The sequence below is a fragment of the Streptomyces sp. NPDC091412 genome (assembly GCF_044756885.1).
In the GTDB taxonomy this organism is placed as follows: Bacteria; Actinomycetota; Actinomycetes; order Streptomycetales; family Streptomycetaceae; genus Streptomyces.
Genome location: NZ_JBIVTV010000019.1, coordinates 7560 through 26127 on the forward strand (window position 1 = coordinate 7560; position 18568 = coordinate 26127).

An 18568-nucleotide genomic window follows, 5' to 3' on the forward strand; every position below is an offset into this window, starting at 1 on the left:
CGTGCTATCGGTCGGGTCCTTGGGCCCTCGCAGGTTCGAATCCTGCCCTCTCCGCGGAACATCACCAGGAGAGGTGCCCGGAGTGGTTTATCGGGGGCCGTGCTATCGGTCGGGTCCTTGGGCCCTCGCAGGTTCGAATCCTGCCCTCTCCGCGGAACATCACCAGGAGAGGTGCCCGGAGTGGTTTATCGGGGACCGTGCTATCGGTCGGGTCCTTGGGCCCACGCAGGTTCGAATCCTGCCCTCTCCGCGCAGTGACACGCCCCGCCGACAGGGCCGGGTGGGCCGGAATCCCCTTACGGCTGGGGTGCCGGCCCGCCCGGCCCTGGCGCGCGCGTGGGCCCGGGTGGTATCAGCGCCCGGTCAGGGAGGCGTCAGCGCGGGCTGATTCCATCAGCCCATCCGTCCTCACCAACTGCCTTTTCCTATCCGCGTTTCCCCATCCGCCCCTTTTCTCAAGGCCCCACCGCGACGGAGGCGGTCGCGGTGCCGGAACTCCCGTCCGCGGGAGCCGGCGCCAGGGCCGGTGACGCATATGGAGCATGCGATGAGCGATCAGGCCCCGGCGGTGGAGCAACTCTCCTCGCTTCCTCGGTCCGAGCGGTCAGAATTCCTTGAGAGCATCGTCGTCGCGGAGTTCAAGGACGTCCTTCTCATGGGCGGCGACGAAATGCTTCCCACCGATCAGAGCTACTTCTCTCTGGGCTTCACCTCGCTGCGCATCATGGAGGTGAAGACCCGGTTGGAGAAAGCGCTCGGATGCACACTGAGCACAAATGTGCTGTTCAACAGCCCGACCATCGAGAAGCTGGTCGAATACCTGGCGGACGAGGTTCTCGCCGACCTCATACGGTGACCGCTGTGGGCTATCGAGAAGAGGGAAGACCGTAATGTCGAAAACGTCGAGCACTACGGCGGCCGAGAACGGCGGGCCCGATACGGCGACGCCCTTCCAGCGGCACGATGAGCCCATCGCACTGGTCGGCATGGGTTTCCGCCTGCCGGGCGGTAACGAGTCCCCCGAAGACTTCACCGAGTTCCTGAAGGCGGGCGGCAACGGCATCCGCCCCGTGCCCGAGGACCGCTGGGACGTGGCAGCGCTGTCACCGCGCCCGGCGGAGGCCGCGGGGCCGGCCGAGGGCGGTTCCGACGCCGAGCCGGAGCGGGGCAAGGTCAGGACGACGGGCGCCGGCTTCCTGGACCGGATAGACCAGTTCGACGCCCAGTTCTTCAACATCTCGCCCAAGGAGGCCGCGTTCGTCGACCCGCAGCAGCGGCTGCTGCTGGAGACGGCCTGGCAGGCGCTGGAGCACGCCAACATCGACCCCGCCACCCTGCGGCACGGCAACGGCGGCGTCTACGTCGGCGCCAGCTCCATCGACTACGCGCTGGAGATGGAGGGCCTGCCCTACGAGGAACTGGACGGCCATCTCGCGGCCGGCATCACGCTGTTCCCGCTGTCAGGGCGGCTGTCGTACTTCTTCGGGCTGCGCGGCCCGAGCCTCACCGTGGACACCGCGTGTGCCTCGTCGCTGACCGCGACGCATCTGGCCGTGGAGGGCCTGCGCAGCGGGGCGTGCGACATCGCGCTGGCCGGCGCGGTCAACTGCCTGCACCACCCGCGCATTTTCGTGATGTTCTCGCACGCCAACATGCTGGCGCCGGACGGCCGCTGCAAGACCTTCGACGAGGACGCCAACGGCTATGTGCGCGCCGAGGGCTGTGCCGTGCTGGTGCTCAAGCGGCTGTCGGACGCCCAGCGCGACGGCGACCGGATCCTCGCCCTGATCCGCGGTACGGCCATCGGCGAGGACGGGGAGAGCGCCGGTCTGACCGTGCCCAACGGCACCGCCCAGGAGGCCGTGATCCGCGCGGCGCTGCGCAACGGCGGTCTGACGCCGTCCGACATCCAGTACGTCGAGGCGCACGGCACCGGCACTCCGCTGGGCGACCCGATCGAAATGGGCGCCATCAGCGACGTCTTCGCCGACTCGCACGCCGCGGAGCGGCCGGTGACCGTGGCGTCCGTGAAGACCAACATCGGCCACACGGAGCCGGTGGCCGGTATCGCGGGGGTGATCAAGACCGTTCTGCAGATGCAGGCGCGCACGGTCTTCCCGCATGTGAACTTCAGCAAGCCCTCCGGCCGCATCCCGTGGGCGAACATCCCGGTGACGGTGCCGACCGAGAACCGGCCCTGGAAGGCGGAGGGCACTCGGCGGGCCGTCGTCAACAGCTTCGGCTTCGCCGGCAGTATCGCCGCGGCTGTCCTGGAGGAGCCGCCGGCCCTCCCCGCGCCCGAGTCGGTGCCGGGCGAGGCGGGGGACACCGCCGACGAGGGCGGTCACGTGTTCACCCTGTCCGCGAAGTCACGCCGCTCGCTGGCCCTGCAGATCGAGCGCTACCAGCAGCACCTGGTGAACAACCCGGGCGTGGACATCGGCGATCTGTGCTACACCGCCAATGTCGGTCGCAGCCACTTCACCCACCGGATCGGCGGCGTGGTCACCGGCCACGAGCCGCTGGCCGCGCTGCTGGCCCGGCACGCCGAAACCGCCGAGGCCGCGAACCGCCGTACCCCCATACGCAAGACCGCGTTCCTCTTCGCCGGCCAGGGCTCGCAGTACCCGGGCATGGGTGCCGCCCTCTACCGGCAGTTCCCGGTGTTCGCCGCCGAAGTCGACGCGTGTGACGAGCTGTTCGCGGCGAAACTGGGCCATTCGGTGCGCGAGCTGATGCTCGCCACCGGGGAACGGGCGGCCGAAGAGCTGAACCAGACGCTGTACTCGCAGCCTGCGCTGTTCACTCTGGAGTACGCGCTGGCCAAGCTTTGGATGTCGTGGGGGCTGCGGCCCAACGTGCTGATCGGCCACAGCATCGGCGAGGTCTCGGCGGCGGCCGTGGCCGGGCTGTTCAGCCTGGAGGACGCGACCACACTGGTGGCGGCCCGCGCCCGGCTGATGCAGTCGGTGTCCACGCCGGGCGGCATGGCGGCGGTGGGCGCGCCCGTGGAGGACGTGGCGCCGCTGCTGGAGAAGTACCCGGACCTGGCGGTGGCGGGCGTCAACTCGCCCGAGCAGACGGTGATCTCCGGCGGCGAGGAGTCGCTGGGGGAGGCCATGGACGCGTTCACCGAGCGCGGTCTGCGCGTCAAGCGGCTGACCGTCTCGCACGCCTTCCACTCCCCGCTGATGGAGGAGGTGTACGACGCCTTCCGCGCGGAGATCGCCGGCATCGAGTTCCACGACCCGGAGCTGACGCTGATCTCCAACGTCACCGGTGAGGTCGCCCGGTTCCGCGACATCGCCACCCCCGACTACTGGGTGCGGCACATCGGCGCTCCGGTCGAGTTCGCCAAGGGCATGCGCACGGTGGAGCGCCGTGGCCGGCACGCGATGGTGGAGATCGGCCCGTCGCTGGCGCTGAGCGCTCCGGCCAAGCAGTGCGTCACCGCCCAGGACCACCTGTGGGTGGCCAGCCTGCACCCGCAGGACACGGACGGCCGGACCGTGCGCAACGCCGTGGCACAGCTGTACATGGCCAACTTCTCGCTGTCGTGGAGCGGCTTCCACACCGGCCGCGAACGCCGCACCGTCTCTCTGCCCGGCTACGCCTTCGACCGCAAGCGGTACTGGCTGCCGACCGGCTCCAACCGGCACGGCCTGAGCGCCCGGATCGCCGACACGAGCGGCGTGCAGCACCCGCTGCTCGGTGCCGAGACGACCACCGACGCACAGCGCGCCGCCGGCGTACGGGAGTTCTCCACCGCGATCAGCGCCGCCCGGCCCGGCTACCTCGCCGACCATGTGGCGATGGGCAAGGTGGTCTTCCCCGGCACCGGCTATCTGGAGATCGTTCTCGCGCTTCAGGACGCGGTGTTCGGCCACACCCGCCGGGCGGTCCGCGACGTCGTGCTGCGCGAGGCGCTGATGCTCGACACGGACACCCCGACCCGGCTGCGGACCCGGCTACGCCCGGCTGAGGACGGCACCTCGGTGGTCGAGGTGGCCGGCCTGGCCGGCAGCGGACAGGACGAGGTCGAGCGGCTGCACGCGACGGCGGTGCTGTCGGCCGTGGACGAGGCACAGGACGGCCCCAGCGAGTCGGCCCGCGCGCTGGTCGATCTGGCGGCCCGCGAGGAGCGGACCGAGGACCTGCTGCACTCCGACGACGTGTACGCCGCCTACGCGGGCGCCGGCCTCGACTACGGCCCCGCGTTCCGGCTGATGCACTCGGTCACCCGCTTCCCGAGCGGGCTGACCGTCGGCGACCTGCAGGGCGTCACCGCCGGCCCGCTGGAGCACGTTCCGCCGGCGCTGCTCGACGCGGCCATGCACAATATGAGCGCCCTCGCCGACGACGGCAACTCCTATCTGCCGGTCCGCTTCGGCCGCTTCACCCTCTTCCGCAAGCCGCGCGCCGAGTCGCTGCGCACCCTGCTGCGGCTGGTCCCGGCCGACTCGCCGGACGTGGACGTGTGCGCCGACGTGCTGGTGCTGGAGGGCGACGAGCCGGTCATGGAGCTGCGCGGGCTCGGCCTGAAGCAGCTCGCCGAGGCGCCCGGCGCGCCGCGCCGCAGCTTCTTCCACCAGCTGCGCTGGACCAAGCGCTCGGCGGCGGGCCCGGAAGGTGTGGCCGACCGTCGGGTGCTGCTGGTGGGCCGCCCGGCCGACGGCTTCCAGGAGGCATCGGCCCGGCTGGCCGAGGGCGGCGGCCGGGTGGTCTTCGCGGCCGGCGCCGACGAGGCCGGCGCCGTACTGGCCCAGGAGCGGATCACGGACGTGTGCTGGTTCTGGCAGTCCGACGCGGACGCGGCGGGCGCGAACGGCCTGCGGGCGGAGTCGGAGCGGAACTACGGCCGGCTGCTGGCCCTGCTGGCGGTGCTGGACCGGCACGGCTTCGGCCGCGACCAGAGTCTGTGGCTGGTCACCGAGCAGGCCCAGCTGCTGCGCGGGGACGCCCCGGCCCGGGTGCGGCTCGCCGGCAGTTCGCTGTGGGGCTTCGGCGCGGTGATGCTCAACGAGTACCCCTCGTACCGGACCACGCTGATCGACCTGCCGGCCGACGATTCCGGTCCGGACGCGCTGGTCACGGAACTGACCACGCGCGAGAGCGGCGACTTCCAGGTGGCCTACCGGGGCGGCCGCCGGCATGTGCGGAGGCTGGTCGCCGACGACGCCCGGGCCCGCCGGGACAACGGTTTCGGGCTCGCCGTGAAGGAGTACGGCACGTTCGCCGGCGTCCGGCCGGAGCGGGTCGAGGAGGTGGCGCCCACCGGCGACGAGATCCAGGTCCAGGTGGCCGGGGTCGGCCTCAACTTCAAGGACGTGCTCAACGCCCTCGGCATGATGAAGGAGTTCGGCGAGCAGCCGCTCGGCTTCGAGTGCGCCGGCACGGTCGTCGCGGCCGGGCCGGAGGCGTCCTTCGCGCCCGGCGACGAGGTGATCGTGAACTACCTCGGTCTGATGCGCCGCCGGGTGACCGTGCCATCGGCGGTGGCCGTGCGCAAGCCGGCCGGGCTGGACTTCACCCAGGCGGCCGGCTTGATCTCGGTGTACGTCACCGCCTACTACGCGCTGCACACGCTGGCCGGCATGAAGGCCGGCGACCGGGTGCTCGTCCACGCGGCGGCCGGCGGCGTCGGGCAGGCGGCGACCCATCTGGCCCATCTGGCCGGGGCGGAGGTCTTCGCCACCGCCAGCCCGCACAAGTGGCCGCTGCTGCGCGAACAGGGCGTCGAGCATGTGATGAACTCCCGCACGCTGGACTTCGCCGACGAGATCGAACGGATCACCGGCGGGCAGGGCGTGGACATCGTGCTCAACAGTCTCAACAAGGACTTCATTCCGGCCGGGATGCGGTCCCTGGGGCAGGGCGGCCGGTTCGTCGAGCTGGGCAAGGTCGGGGTGTGGACGCCGGAGCAGGTCGCGGCGGAACGGCCGGACGTTTCGTACGTCAACTTCGACCTCAGCGAGCTGCCGCTGGACCGGCTGATCCCGCTCAACCAGGAGATCATGCGGGTGATCGTCGAGCTGGTGGAGGCGGGCAAGCTGCCGCCGCTTCCGGTGACCGGGTACACCCTGGACGAGGTGGAGGAGGCGTTCGGCGTGCTCAGCCGTGGCGCCAACATCGGCAAACTGGTGATCGAGTTCGACGACCCGTCGGCCCGCGAACAGCGCACGGTCGACATCCGGCCGGACCGCGTCTACCTGATCACCGGCGGTCTGGGCGGCCTTGGCCTGGTGGCGGCGGAGAAGCTGGTGGACCTCGGCGCCCGGAAGCTGGCCCTGGTCGGCCGGCGCACGCAGCCGACGCCGGACGTGGCGCACCTGCTGGAGCGGCTGAAGGAGCGGGCGGAGGTGACCGTACTGCAGGGCGACGTCTCCGACCCGGCGGACGTCGGCCGGATCACCGCCGGAATGCTGCGCTCGGGCACGCCGGTCGGCGGCATCGTCCACGCGGCGGGCACCACCGCCGACCAGCCGGTCGCCGAACAGACCTGGCAGGCCCTCGACACGGTCTTCCAGGCGAAGATCTACGGCTCCTGGCTGCTGCACGAGGCGGCCGCGGCCTTCCCGGAACTGGAGTTCTTCGTCGGCTTCTCCTCGGCCGCGCCGGTGGTCGGCGCGCCCGGCCAGTCCAACTACGCGGCGGCCAACGCGTTCCTGGACACGCTGATGGCGTGGCGGCGGGCGCAGGACCTGCCGGCGCTGTCGGTGAACTGGGGCCCATGGGCCGAGGTCGGTATGTCGGCTCGGCTGGGCGAGGCGCTGATCCGGCGCTGGGAGGACGAGGGCATCAAGCTCTTCTCGCCCAGCCGCGGCGCCCGTGCCTTCGCCTCGGTGTTGGGCCGCCCGCTGAGCCAGATCGTGGTCGGCGAGGCGGACTGGGACCGGTTCACCGCGGCCAAGCCGGTGCGCAACGCGTTGTACGAGAGGCTCGTCCAGCCCGGCGGCGGGCAGGCGCTCACCCTCGACCTGGAGGCCCTGCGGCAGCAGACCCGGGCCGAACGGCTGGCGGCGCTGGACGAGTTCGTACGGGCGAAGACCGCGGATGTGCTCCACCTGGACGACCCGGACGCCATCGATCCGTACACCGAGTTCGTGCAGCTGGGGCTGGACTCCCTGGTGGCGGTGGAGCTGAAGAACACGCTGGAGGCGGCGCTGCGGCTGCCGCTGCCCCCCCAGCTGGCCTTCGACCACCCGTCGTCGGCTCAGCTCGCGGCCTTCCTGGAGCAGCAGCTCGCGGACACGGCCGCAGCCTGACGGCGCCGGGTCCGGGTCCGCCACGGGCCTGGGCCCGGCGTCCGCCCCGTCTCCGGCCGGTGGGGCACGGGGTCGCCGCCGTACCGCGGCAGCCCCGCGCCCCGGCGCGCGTCGTCCCCGGCATCCGCACCCCGCACACCCACCACCCCGGCACACCGAAAAGGAGACCTCCGTGGCCGGACCGAGCACGGAAACCATCGCCGCCCGATCCTTGCTGCACGCGGCCCGACGGCCGGATCACCCGGCGATCATCTGCGAAGGCCGCGACACCACGTACGCCGAACTGCACCGGGCGAGCAACCGCACCGCCCATGCCCTCACGGCGGCCGGCCTTGCCCGCGGCGACCGTGTCGCGTTCCTGGGCCGGGAGAACGAGCACTACTACGACCTGGCCCTGGGCTGCGCGAAGACCGGGGTGGTGCTGGTGCCCATCAACTGGCGGCTGACGGCCGACGAGGTGGACCACATCCTGCGCGACTCCGGCGCCCGCATGGTCTTCGTGCAGGGCGAGTTCATGTCCGCCCTCGAGCGCGTCCACGACGGCCTGCCGAAGCTGCGCGAGATCCGCCGCTTCGACGGCGACGGCCACCGGGCCGAGGGCTTCCTCGCCTGGAAGGGGGACGCCCCGGACTCCGACGTCGACGTGGAGATCGGGCCGGACGACCCGATGGTGCAGATGTACACCAGTGGGACCAGCGGCCTGCCCAAGGGCGTGGTGCTCGCGCACCGTACCTTCTTCACCTTCATCGAGAACATGCGGCGAGCCGGCTGCGACTGGATCGACTGGCGGTCGGAGGACCGGACGCTGATCTGCTTCCCCGGCCTGCACTCGGCCGGCATGGCCTGGTTCATGCACGCCTTCAACGTCGGCGCCACCTCCGTGGTGATGGGGATGTTCATGGCCGACGAGGCCGTACGGCTGATCTCCGCGCACCGGGTCACCACCGTGTGGGCGGCCCCCGCGATGCTCGACATGATGATGACGGAGCACGACTCCGGCCCCGAGGCGTTCGCCTCGCTGCGCAAGGTGGTCTACGGCGGTGCGCCCATCTCGCCGTCGCAGCTGGAGCGCTGTCTGACGGTGTTCGGCTGCGAGCTGGCCCAGATGTACGCCGCGGCCGAGACCGGCAGTGTGGTCACCTGCCTGACCCCGGCCGACCATGTGCTGGGCAACCCGCGGCTGACCTCGGCCGGCCGGGTCTGCCCCGGCAACATCGTGCGGATCGTCGACGAGGACGGCAAGGAGCAGCCGGCCGGGACCATCGGTCAGGTCAGCGTGTGGACGCCGGCGCACTTCGCCGAGTACTTCCGGCAGCCGGAGGCCACCGCCCGCACCCTGGAGGGCGGCTGGCTCAAGCTCGGTGACGCCGGCTACCTCGACGAGGACGGCTACCTCTTCCTGTGCGACCGGATCGACGACACGATCATCGTCGCCGGCCAGAACATCTACCCGGTCGAGGTGGAGAACGCGCTGCGGGCGCACCCCGCCGTCGCCGATGTGGCCGTGGTGGGCGTGCCCGACGCCCGCTGGGGCGAGACGGTCCGCGCCTGCGTGGTCGTCGTGCCGGGCAGCGAGACCAGCGGTCGCGAGCTGATGCTCTTCCTGCGCGGCCGGCTGGCCGACTTCAAGATCCCCAGCAGCTACGAGTTCCTGGACGTCCTGCCTCGCAATCCCACCGGCAAGGTGCTGCGCCGGGTGCTGCGCCGGCGCTACGCCGCGGCGGGCTGACCGGGCCGCTCCCACCGCACGCGCCGGTCGTCCCGGCCGCCGTCTCCCAGGGCGGCCGGCGGCGGCCGGGACCCCGTCCGCACCCACCTGAAGGAGCACGATGACCGAGCCGGTCGCCGCCCTCGCGGACCGCTGGTTTCAACCGGAGAGCACGCCCGATGCCGAAACCCGGATCTTCCTGCTGCACTACGCGGGGAGCGGAGCGTCGATCTACCACGACTGGCCGCCCCGGATCCCCGCCGACGTCTCCGTCCAGTGCGTCCAGCTGCCGGGCCGCCAGGAACGGTTCGACGAGGACATGTTCACCGACGTCGAACCGCTGGTCCAGACCCTGGCCGACTGCTTCACCGCCGAGCTGGACGGCCGCCCGTACGCGGTGTTCGGCCACTGCATGGGCGCGCTGATCGGCTACCGGGTGACCGTCGAGCTGCACGAGCGCGGCGAGCAACCGCCGGTGCTGCTGGGCGCCTCCGCGTGGGCGCCGAAGGGCTTTCGCACCCCGCCCCCCGAGCAGCTCCAGGTGCCGCAGAGCGAACTGGTGGACTGGGCCCGCGGGCTGGGCTCGCTGCCGGAGAGCATCCTCAACAACACCGAGGCCCTCAGCCTGATGATGCCCGCCATGCGGGCGGACCTGGAGGTCTGTGCCAGCTACCAGGACGACGACGCGACGGTGCCGTGCCCGGTGGTCACCTACAGCGCCGACAGGGACCCGCTGGTGGACCCGGAGGCCATGGCGTCCTGGGTGCCGCGCACCAAGTCCTACCTGGGCAACCGCCTCTTCCAGGGCGGCCACTTCTTCATCCACGAGCAGACGACGTCGATCACTGCCGACTTCGTCCGCCTGCTGCTCGGCCGGGCCGCCGGGACCCAGCCCGGCTTCTGACCGCACCGTCGGCAGCACCACTGCCAGAGCACCCGTACCGAAGGAGCCCCGTATGACCGTGACCAGTCCCAACGAGTTCGCCGACCGCTATGTCGCGGTCTGGACCGAGACCGATCCGCAGGCCCGTCGCAAGGCGGTTGAGGAGCTGTGGGCGCCCGACGGCATCTACGCCAACGCCGTCGCCGTCGTCCGCGGCCACGAGGCCATCGCCGCCCAGGTGGGCTACGCCCACGACGCGTACGCCACCGGAGGCTTCACCTTCCGCTCCTGCAACAACGCGCGCGGCCAGCACAACACGCTGCGGTTCAACTGGGTGATGGTGTCGGCGTCCACCGGCGCGCTGGAGGCCGTCGGCTTCGACTTCCTCACGCTGGACGACGCCGGCCGCATCGTCTCCGACCACCAGTACTTCGACACCCCGCCGAGCTACGTGGTGCCGCCGCCCGGGGAGGCGGACTGACCGCGCCGTGCGGTGCCCTACGCCGCCCCCGCCGGGTCCGGCCCGGCGGGGGCGGCGGCGTGCAGGCGGTTGAGCAGCTCGCCGGTGGGGCCGTCCGCCGGCAGGAACGCCTCGACGGCCAGTTCGGCGACGGTGACGTCGAGCGGCATGCCGAAGGTGGCGATGGTGCAGATCAGGGACAGTTCCATGTCCTGGTACCGCAGCCGCAGCGGAAGGGTGAGGTCGGCGTGGTCGGTACGGGGCGGCCGGCTGGGCTCGCCGCCGCCCGGGTAGGCGCGCAGCTCCTGGTACAGCTCGGCCAGGCCCGGCTCGGCCGTCAGCTCGACTCGCCGCTGCAGGCGCATCAGCAACTGGGCCCGCCAATCGGGGAAGTTGATGATTCGCGGCTGCATGCCCTCGGGGTGCAGGGCCAGCCTGAGCGCGTTGACGGGAGGCTGCAGCAACTCGGGCGCGGCATCCTTGGCGAAGAGTCGGAAGCCGGCATTGCTCAGCACGATGTTCCAGTTGCGGTCCACGACAAGGGCGGGAAAGGGTTCGTGGCCCGTCAGGATCTGATGGAGCGCACCACGCACGGGAAGCATCTCGGCAACGTCCAGGGGAGAGTCTGTGTAGGCGGGCGCGTAGCCGGCCGCCAGCAGCAGCTGGTTCTGCTCGCGCAGTGCCAGGCCGAGGTGCCGGCCCAGCCGTAGCACCATGTCCCGGCTGGGCTTGGACCGACCGGTCTCCAGGAAGCTGAGGTGACGCGCGGAGATCTCGGCCCGGGTGGCCAGGGCGAGCTGGCTGTAACCCCGCTGCTCCCGCCATCTGCGCATCAATTCGCCCACCGGGCGGGACAGTTGCCGACTTTCCTGCACCTCGGTCATCCCATCACCCTGCATCATCCTCGGCGTCAGGCACAACCGCGGAAGCGGGCCACGCACGGTGCACAGCCGGGCCCCGCCCGCGACCCGCGGTCACCCGGCCCGCGGCACCCGGCCCGCGGCACCCGGCCGGTGCCGCGGGCCGGGGAGCTCACGCCGATTGCCGGCCCGCTCCGGTGAAGCGGTAGTGCGTGCGCACCAGGCCCTGCTCGTCGCGGAGCAGGAAGTCCACGCCCGTTTCGCCCGACTCCGTGTGCCACGGGTAGCGGAAGGCATCGTGCTGCGCCGAGGCGCTGCCCGCCGGGTGCCGTACGCCGTCGGCCGTGAGCGCGGCGGCGATGCCGTCCACGCCCTCGTGCACGCCGCTCTCGTCGACGAGGCGGGCGCCGGGCAGGTAGAGGTCGGCGATCTCCTTGCGCAACTGCTCGCTTCCGGCCGCGACCGCGGCCAGGTGCCGTTCGGCCTGGGCGTCGAGGTCGGGGCTCGGCACCGGAGGCTCGTTGAACTGGTAGTCCGCGACGATCCGGCCCTCGCCGTCCAGCAACACCACGTCGAATCCGACGGCGAGCACGGCGTCGTTGTCGCCCGGTGACATCACCCAGTTGAAGGCCAGCGCGTCGTGGTGCCCGACCGGGGCATCGCCCGCCCGGAACCGCAACCCCTGGCCGCCCACGAACTGGTCGTACGCCTCGGTCACCCGGGCCACCAGGTTTTCGGTGCCCTGGAAGCGGCGGGTCTGGGTGCAGTGCAGCCCGTCCGGCGTCCACAGGTTCGCGATCTGGGCCCGCCGTGCGGCGAGATCGGGCTCGTTCCAGACGGCGACGTAACGCTCCAGCAGTACCTTCGCTCTCACGTGCGATCTCTCTCTCGCTAGGGGACCCGGGGCGGCGCGGGGGTTCGCCGCCCCGGGAGTTCAATGGGGGTGGATCACTTGCCGGCGTTCGTGCGGGGCAGTGCCTGGACCAGCAGGGCCAGGGCGGCGGCGACGGCGACGAGGAAGACGATGCCCATGTCGAAGGCGTGGGCGAAGGCCGAGGAGTCGGGCTGCTCGCCGAGCGCGTTGTAGAAGATCACGCCGATCACCGCGACACCGATCGAGTTGCCGATCTGCAGGCCGGTGGTGAGGACGCCGGAGGCCGAGCCCGCGTACTGCGGGTTGACCCGGGCGAGCACCGTGGAGGCGAGCGGGGCGACCGCCAGGCCCATGCCGGCGCCGTCGATCACCAGACCGGGGATGAGCCACGCGGTGTGACCGTCCGAGCCCAGCTGTGCGGCGGTGACGCCGAGGACGACCAGACCCACGACCATCAGCAGCGCGCCGACGGCAAGCACCTGACGGCCGAGCTTGGTGGCGAACTTGGTGGCGTTCATCGAGGTGTACATGTAGCCGGCGCCGATGGCGGCGAAGAGCAGGCCCGCCTCCAGGGCGCTCAGGCCGCGGCCGGCCTGCATGTACAGGGCGAGCACCAGGAAGAACGACGCCTGGCCCATCCAGAAGACCAGCTGGCAGGCGAGTCCGACGACGAAGGCGCGGTCGCGGAACATGGCGATGTTCACCAGCGGCGAGCCGCCCTTCGCGGCGATGGACCGCTCGACGGCCACGAACGCCGCCATCAGCACGACGAACGCGCCGAAGGACAACCAGGTCCACAACGGCCAGCCGTCCTCGCGGCCTTCGATCAGCGGGAGCACCAGGGCGACCAGCGCGAGGGTGATCATGACGACGCCGAGGAAGTCCAGCTTCGGTCGGCCCTCGGCGCGTGACTCGGGCACCACCTTGAGGGTCACGCCCATGATGAGCAGGCAGATCGGCAGGTTCACCAGGAAGCAGGAGCGCCAGCCCCAGCCGGCGATGTCGGCCTCGATCAGCAGACCGCCGATGAGCTGGCCGAACACGGCTGCGAGCCCCATGGCCAGACCGTAGCCCGCGAACACCTTCAGGCGCGCGGCCCCCGTGAAGATCGTGCCCAGAAGGGCCAGCACCTGGGGCGCGAGCATCGCCGCGGCAAGTCCCTGGAGCACTCGGGAGGAGACCAGGAAGCCGCCCGACTGGGCGACGCCGCACAGCAGCGAGGCGATGGTGAACAGACCCAGGCCCAGCAGGAACATCTTGCGGCGCCCGTACAGGTCGCCCAACCGTCCGCCGGTGATCAGCCCCACGCCGTAGGCCAGACCGAACCCGGCGACCACCCATTCGATGGCGGAGGCGCTCGCGTTCAGGTCGGTCTGCAAAGAGGGAATGGCGACGTTGACGATAAAGAAGTCGAGGGTGGTGATGAAGACGCCGGCCAGCACGGTCGGCAGGATCAGCCGATGCGGCGCGGCCGGGCTCCCGCCCGTCGGCATGGGCGGTGACGGCGCGGAGGCGCTGCGGTTGGTCTCGGTGGTCATCGTTCGTACTCCTGATCGATCACATGGGGTGTTCACCCGGCGCCCGCGGCCGGGCAGATACCTGTCCGAGTGCTTATCCAGCGTGTCGCCCGGAGATCAGTGGGGTCAATTACCTACCAGGTAATCACCGCGCCCGCCCGCCCGCGCCGTCCGGCCCGGGCGGAGGGGAATCGGCGGGTGCGCTCGGACGGTTACCGAGCCCGGATCAGCACCGCGTCAGTGCCCGGTCAGAGGGGACTGCAATCATCACGTCAGATTTCACCCGTCATCAGACTGATTGTGTTTCCGAAGGGTCCGCAAGATGAAACCCGGGAAAAAGTTCCACAGTTATGGGCTGTTTATCGCGGGGAAAGACATCGAGGGCGATGGCTGGGTTTACACCGTGAGCGCCAAATCGCTCCTCGAGGATGTCTTCACCAGCGTCAGTCTCAAGCGCACCCTCGAAAAGGACGCGGACTCGTCCGCCGCGCAGCACCCCTACGTCATCGGCCGATGCGCGATAGCCGACGACGCAGCCATCGACCTCGCCAGTGAAGCGGCTGCCGCGGCCGCCCCCGGCTGGGCGGCGGTCCCCCTGGAACGGCGCCTGCGGCTCGGCACCCTCTTCCGCGAGGAACTGCTGCGCCGCAAGGAGGAGTTCGTGGAGATGCTGGTCGCCGAGTCCCACCCGGTGAAGCTGGCCAGGTGGGAGCTGAGCTGCCTGCTCCAGATCTACAGCGAGGAGAGCATCAACTGGTACGCGCAGCAGATGCACACCGAGTTCGAGGAGGGCGGGCGTCGGCTGATCGTCCGTCGCCAGCCGGACGGTGTGGTCGCCTTCAACCCGCCGCAGAACGCTCCGGCGCCCAGCGCGGCCCTGGCCGTCCTGGCCGTGATGGCCGGAAACGCGGTCGTGGTGCGCGCCCCGCGCAGCATCGCGCTGAGCACCCTGTGGGTGCTGCGGGACGTGGCTGCGCCGCTCCTGCACGAGGTGGGAGCACCCCCCGGCACCCTCAACGTGGTCTGCGCCAACCCCAAGCAGACCCTGGACCGCTGGATCACCAGTCCCCTGATCGACGACATCTTCTACATCGGCGGCAGCCAGGAAGGTCTGCGCTTCCAGGAGCAGTGCGTGGCCCACGGCAAGAAGCCGATCCTGGAACTGGCCGGCAACGACGGGATCATCGTCTGGAAGGACGCCGACCTGGCCTATGCCGCCGAGGCGATCACCGAGTCGTTCTACGGCTCCGGGCAGATCTGCATGGTGCCCAACTACGTGCTGGTGCACCCCGAGGTCGCCGACGACCTCATCGCCGAGGTCGAGCGGCAGGTCGCCGGCGTGCGGCCGGGCTACCCCGACGAGGAGGACGTCCTGCTGTCGCCGGTGCGCCGCACCGAGCGGTTCTTCGGGCTGCTGGACCGGGCCCTGGAGCGGGGTGCGCGGCTCGTCACCGGCGGCAAGCGCACCGAACTGGACGGAACCCCCTCCGAGACGGGCGTCTTCCTGCAGCCGACCGTGCTGCGGGTGGACGGGCTGACCGCGGCCCGTGAGCACGACGTGGTGAGGCACGAGACGTTCTTCCCGCTGCTGCCGATCGTGGTGCCCGAGCCGGACACCGACGAGGTCCTCCTCGACCGTTTCCTCGACTTCGTCAACACCAATGAGTACGGGCTGCGCAACTCGCTGTGGGCCAAGGACGGGAACGTCGTCGACACCTTCGTACAGCGGGTGGTCAACGGCGGCCTGCTGAAGGTCAACGACTCGCACATCGGCTTCCTGCCCTACCTGCCCAGCCACGGCGGGACCGGCCTGACCGGCGGGGTGTTCGGCGAGGCCAACTACCCGATGCTCAAGACCTCCCACGTCCAGGGCGTCAGCATCGCGCGGGACGTCAGCCCGCAGCGGACCGTCTTCGGCGGCTGACCCGCCCGCAGGCGCGCCCCCGGGCGGCCGACCGACCACGACCCGAGAACAACGCTGAACGAGGTGACACCTGTGAGATCTCTCGACGTCGCCCGCGACACCTGCGAGCGCTTCCACCCCGGGCTGGTGAAGGCCCTGTCGGACCTTCCGTTCGAAGAGCGCGAGGCGGCCGGCAGCCCGGTCGTCGACCTGTTCCGGTCGGCCGCGGGCGTGGGGCTGCTCATACCCACCGAGTACGGCGGGCCGGGCGCCGACCCGGTGGACGCCGTGCTCGTCCAGCGGGCCGTCGGCTCGCTGTCCCCGTCGCTGGCCGTGGCCTCCACGATGCACCACTTCACCGCCGCGATGCTCTACGCGCTCGCCGACGGCCCGGACCGGCTGACACCCGCTCAGGCCGAGCTGCTGCACACTGTGGTGCCCGGGCAGCGGCTGATGGCCTCCGGCTGGGCCGAGGGCCGAACCCAGCAGAACATTCTCACCCCGGCGGTCACGGCAACCCCGGTCGAGGGCGGCTATCTGCTCAACGGCGCCAAGAAGCCCTGCAGCCTGTCGCGTTCGATGAGCCTGCTGACCGCGAGTATCGCGGTGCCCGGCGCGGACGGCACGCCGGAGCTGGCGCTGGCGCTGGTGGACTCCTCGTCGCCGGGCCTGACCCTGCACCCCTTCTGGGGCAGCGAGGTGCTGGCCGCCGCCCAGAGCGACGAGGTGCGCCTGACGGACGTCTTCGTGCCCGAGGACATGGTGGTCCGCACCACCGCGGACGACCCCGGCCGCATCGACGACCTGCAGAACGCCGGCTTCGTCTGGTTCGAGATGCTGGTGTCGGCCGGGTACGCCGGCGTCGCCGCCGGCCTGACGGAGGAAGTGCTGGCCCGCGGGCGCGGCAGCGCGAGCGAACGCGGCACCCTGCTGATCCGCACCGAGTCCGCGTTCCAGTTGCTGCTGGGGGTCGCCCGCGCGGTGCGCGACGGGGCCTCCGGCGAGGAGGCCGTCTCCCAGGTACTGATCGCCCGGTTCGCCGCGCAGGAAGCGCTGTCGCTCGCCACCCAGCAGGCGCTGGAGCTGCTGGGCGGCATCGACTTCATCCGCTCCTCCGAGCACCTGCGGATGGCCGCCTCGGTGCGCCCGCTCGCCTTCCACCCGCCGTCCCAGGGCTCCACCGTCGCGCCGCTGCTGGCCTACGCCGGCGGCGCCGCCCTCGACCTGTCCTGAGACCGGGACGGGACCCGGACCACCCCGCCCCTTCCATCGGCCCACTCAGCGCCTGCGGGCCACGGACCGAAAGCGAGTCACCAATGACCCCGAGCGTCGACGCCCCGGTCGGCCAGGAGGAGGAGGTCCTCCAGCTCTACCGGGCCCATCTGAGCAAGGGCCGCGCGACCCTGGCCGAGCTCTTCGGAACCCATATGGAGGTCGAGTCGCAGGGTGCCTGGCTGACCACCTCCGACGGCGAACGCTTCCTGAACGCCGGCGGCTACGGCGTCTTCATCATGGGCGCCCGCCACCCCGTCGTCATGGAGGAGGTGCGCCGGCAGCTGGAGACCCACCCCGTGGCCACCCGCATCCTGCTGGAGCCGACCGTCGCCCGTGCCGCCGAGGCGCTGGTCTCGGTCGCCCCGGAGGGCCTGGACCGCGTGCACTTCGCCCTCTCCGGCGCGGAGGCGGTGGAGACCGGCCTGAAGCTCGCCCGGGCCAACGGCCGCAAGCGGACGGTCTCGATGAAGGGCGGCTACCACGGCAAGACGCTCGGCGCCTTGTCGGCCACCGCCAAGGACGTCTACCAGGCGCCCTTCCGCCCGCTGATCCCCAACGTGGTGCACCTGCCGTTCGGCGACATCGACGCCCTGCGCGCGGAGCTGTCCCAGCACCCGGGCGAGGTCTGTGTGCTCATCGAGCCGGTGCAGGGCGAAGGCGGCGTCGTCATCCCGCCCAAGGGCTACCTCAAGCAGGTCGAGGAGGCGGTCCGGGAGTTCGACGGCTTCCTGGTGCTGGACGAGGTGCAGACCGGCTTCGGCCGGCTCGGCGAGTGGTGGGGGCTGGACGCCGAGGGCATCCGCCCGGACGTCCTGCTGGCCGGCAAGGCGCTCGGCGGCGGTGTCGTGCCGGTCTCGGCGGCCCTCGCCACCCGGGAGGCGTTCCGGCCCTTCGACAAGGACCCCTACGTCCACACCGCGACCTTTTCCGGTCAGCCGCTGCTGATGGCGGCGGTGCAGGGTACCGTCCGCGCGATCCGCGAGGAGGAACTGGTGCCCCGCGCCCGCGAGCTCGGCGCCCGGCTGCTGCCGCGGATCACCGAGATCGCCCAGCGCAACATCCCCGACCTGGTCGTGGAGGTACGCGGCCAGGGTCTGCTGATCGGCGTCGAGCTGGTCGAGCCGGGGCTCGCCGGCGAACTGCTGATCGAGCTGTTCAACCACGGAGTGGTCGCCAACCACTCGATGAACGGCTCCTCCGTGGTGCGGTTCACCCCGCCGGCGACCCTCACCGACCGGGACGTCGAATTCCTGCTCGACTCCCTCGACAAGGCCACCGTCGACCTCGTACGGCGCTCGGCCACGATGCCCGAAGGCGGCAACTGACCATGCGACACGTCGAACTCCACGCCCTGGTGCGCCTCGCCTCCGCCGAGGAGGTCTTCGCGACCGTCCCGCGCTGGGAGCGCTACCCGGAACTGGCCCCGCACGTACGGTCCACGAAGGTGCACGCGACGCTGCCGGAGCCGGTCGGCAGCTCCAGCTGGGAACTGCACTTCCGCAGCGGGCTACTGCGCTGGACGGAGGAGGAGACCTTCTTCCCCGACCGGCTGGAGATCCGGTTCGAGCAGACCGACGGCGACTTCGACAGCTTCGAAGGCGTGTGGGCGCTGCATCAGCAGGGCCCGGACGTCTCCGTCGTCTTCAAGGCCGACTTCGACTTCGGCATCCCGAGCCTCGCCAGCATCCTCGACCCGATCGCCGAGCGCGTCATCCGGGAGACCGTCGCCTGGGCCGTCACCGGCTTCTTCCCCGGCACCACGATCCTCGACTCGGACATCGACCTCGACGCGGCAGCCGCCTCGAGCGCGGGCTGACCACCGG

General features: G+C 71.1%; 12 protein-coding genes and 2 tRNA genes. 11 read left to right on the forward strand and 3 right to left on the reverse strand.

Annotated elements, in window-relative coordinates; translation table 11 throughout:
- Window positions 1–67: 67 nt before the first annotated feature.
- The 7 genes from ACIQMV_RS31810 (at window position 68) to ACIQMV_RS31840 (ending at window position 10337) form a co-directional block, all read left to right on the forward strand.
- Window positions 68–152: transfer RNA gene (locus tag ACIQMV_RS31810), tRNA-OTHER, on the forward strand.
- Between the two features lie 13 nt (window positions 153–165).
- Window positions 166–250 (forward strand) — tRNA-OTHER (locus ACIQMV_RS31815).
- A gap of 297 nt (window positions 251–547) precedes the next feature.
- On the forward strand, window positions 548–856 hold the full coding sequence (locus ACIQMV_RS31820; protein WP_402596684.1) for an acyl carrier protein: 309 nt from the start codon (window positions 548–550) through the stop codon (window positions 854–856).
- Between the two features lie 34 nt (window positions 857–890).
- Window positions 891–7265: an SDR family NAD(P)-dependent oxidoreductase gene (locus ACIQMV_RS31825; RefSeq protein WP_402596685.1), complete on the forward strand. Its 6375-nt coding sequence runs from the start codon at window positions 891–893 to the stop codon at window positions 7263–7265.
- Between the two features lie 172 nt (window positions 7266–7437).
- Window positions 7438–8994 (forward strand): long-chain-fatty-acid--CoA ligase, encoded by a 1557-nt coding sequence (locus tag ACIQMV_RS31830; protein WP_402596686.1) that lies wholly within the window; start codon window positions 7438–7440, stop codon window positions 8992–8994.
- Between the two features lie 100 nt (window positions 8995–9094).
- Window positions 9095–9877, forward strand: coding sequence for a thioesterase II family protein (locus tag ACIQMV_RS31835; protein ID WP_402596687.1), 783 nt, complete (start codon window positions 9095–9097; stop codon window positions 9875–9877).
- Between the two features lie 52 nt (window positions 9878–9929).
- Window positions 9930–10337 (forward strand): nuclear transport factor 2 family protein, encoded by a 408-nt coding sequence (locus ACIQMV_RS31840; RefSeq protein WP_141363384.1) that lies wholly within the window; start codon window positions 9930–9932, stop codon window positions 10335–10337.
- A gap of 17 nt (window positions 10338–10354) precedes the next feature.
- Here ACIQMV_RS31840 and ACIQMV_RS31845 read toward each other — a convergent pair whose 3' ends face one another.
- The 3 genes from ACIQMV_RS31845 to ACIQMV_RS31855 all read right to left on the reverse strand — a co-directional run bounded on the left by ACIQMV_RS31845 (window position 10355) and on the right by ACIQMV_RS31855 (window position 13588).
- Window positions 10355–11200 carry a helix-turn-helix domain-containing protein gene (locus tag ACIQMV_RS31845; protein WP_401780551.1) on the reverse strand — a complete coding sequence of 282 codons (846 nt, stop codon included), beginning with the start codon at window positions 11198–11200 and terminating at the stop codon, window positions 10355–10357.
- Between the two features lie 148 nt (window positions 11201–11348).
- On the reverse strand, window positions 11349–12050 hold the full coding sequence (locus ACIQMV_RS31850) for a hypothetical protein (RefSeq protein ID WP_402596689.1): 702 nt from the start codon (window positions 12048–12050) through the stop codon (window positions 11349–11351).
- A gap of 74 nt (window positions 12051–12124) precedes the next feature.
- On the reverse strand, window positions 12125–13588 hold the full coding sequence (locus tag ACIQMV_RS31855; protein WP_401780554.1) for an MFS transporter: 1464 nt from the start codon (window positions 13586–13588) through the stop codon (window positions 12125–12127).
- 301 nt (window positions 13589–13889) lie between these two features.
- Here ACIQMV_RS31855 and ACIQMV_RS31860 point away from each other — a divergent pair, with 301 nt between their 5' ends.
- The 4 genes from ACIQMV_RS31860 to ACIQMV_RS31875 all read left to right on the forward strand — a co-directional run bounded on the left by ACIQMV_RS31860 (window position 13890) and on the right by ACIQMV_RS31875 (window position 18561).
- Entirely contained in the window at window positions 13890–15491 is a 1602-nt protein-coding gene (locus tag ACIQMV_RS31860) for an aldehyde dehydrogenase family protein (protein ID WP_402596690.1), read from the forward strand.
- Window positions 15492–15563: 72 nt separating this feature from the next.
- Complete coding sequence (locus tag ACIQMV_RS31865; protein ID WP_401780557.1) at window positions 15564–16703, forward strand: acyl-CoA dehydrogenase family protein; 1140 nt, start codon at window positions 15564–15566, stop codon at window positions 16701–16703.
- An 83-nt stretch (window positions 16704–16786) separates the two neighbouring features.
- Window positions 16787–18070 carry an aspartate aminotransferase family protein gene (locus ACIQMV_RS31870; protein WP_141363394.1) on the forward strand — a complete coding sequence of 428 codons (1284 nt, stop codon included), beginning with the start codon at window positions 16787–16789 and terminating at the stop codon, window positions 18068–18070.
- Between the two features lie 2 nt (window positions 18071–18072).
- Window positions 18073–18561, forward strand: coding sequence for a type II toxin-antitoxin system RatA family toxin (locus ACIQMV_RS31875; protein ID WP_402596691.1), 489 nt, complete (start codon window positions 18073–18075; stop codon window positions 18559–18561).
- The last annotated feature ends 7 nt before the right edge of the window (window positions 18562–18568 follow it).

Bases quoted from the DNA above. Each gene is read 5' to 3' on its own strand.
- ACIQMV_RS31820 (WP_402596684.1), top strand. From the start codon at position 548: ATGAGCGATCAGGCCCCGGCGGTGGAGCAACTCTCCTCGCTTCCTCGG.
- ACIQMV_RS31825 (WP_402596685.1), top strand. From the start codon at position 891: ATGTCGAAAACGTCGAGCACTACGGCGGCCGAGAACGGCGGGCCCGAT.
- ACIQMV_RS31835 (WP_402596687.1), top strand. From the start codon at position 9,095: ATGACCGAGCCGGTCGCCGCCCTCGCGGACCGCTGGTTTCAACCGGAG.
- ACIQMV_RS31840 (WP_141363384.1), top strand. From the start codon at position 9,930: ATGACCGTGACCAGTCCCAACGAGTTCGCCGACCGCTATGTCGCGGTC.
- ACIQMV_RS31845 (WP_401780551.1), bottom strand. From the start codon at position 11,200: ATGACCGAGGTGCAGGAAAGTCGGCAACTGTCCCGCCCGGTGGGCGAA.
- ACIQMV_RS31855 (WP_401780554.1), bottom strand. From the start codon at position 13,588: ATGACCACCGAGACCAACCGCAGCGCCTCCGCGCCGTCACCGCCCATG.
- ACIQMV_RS31860 (WP_402596690.1), top strand. From the start codon at position 13,890: ATGAAACCCGGGAAAAAGTTCCACAGTTATGGGCTGTTTATCGCGGGG.
- ACIQMV_RS31870 (WP_141363394.1), top strand. From the start codon at position 16,787: ATGACCCCGAGCGTCGACGCCCCGGTCGGCCAGGAGGAGGAGGTCCTC.
- ACIQMV_RS31875 (WP_402596691.1), top strand. From the start codon at position 18,073: ATGCGACACGTCGAACTCCACGCCCTGGTGCGCCTCGCCTCCGCCGAG.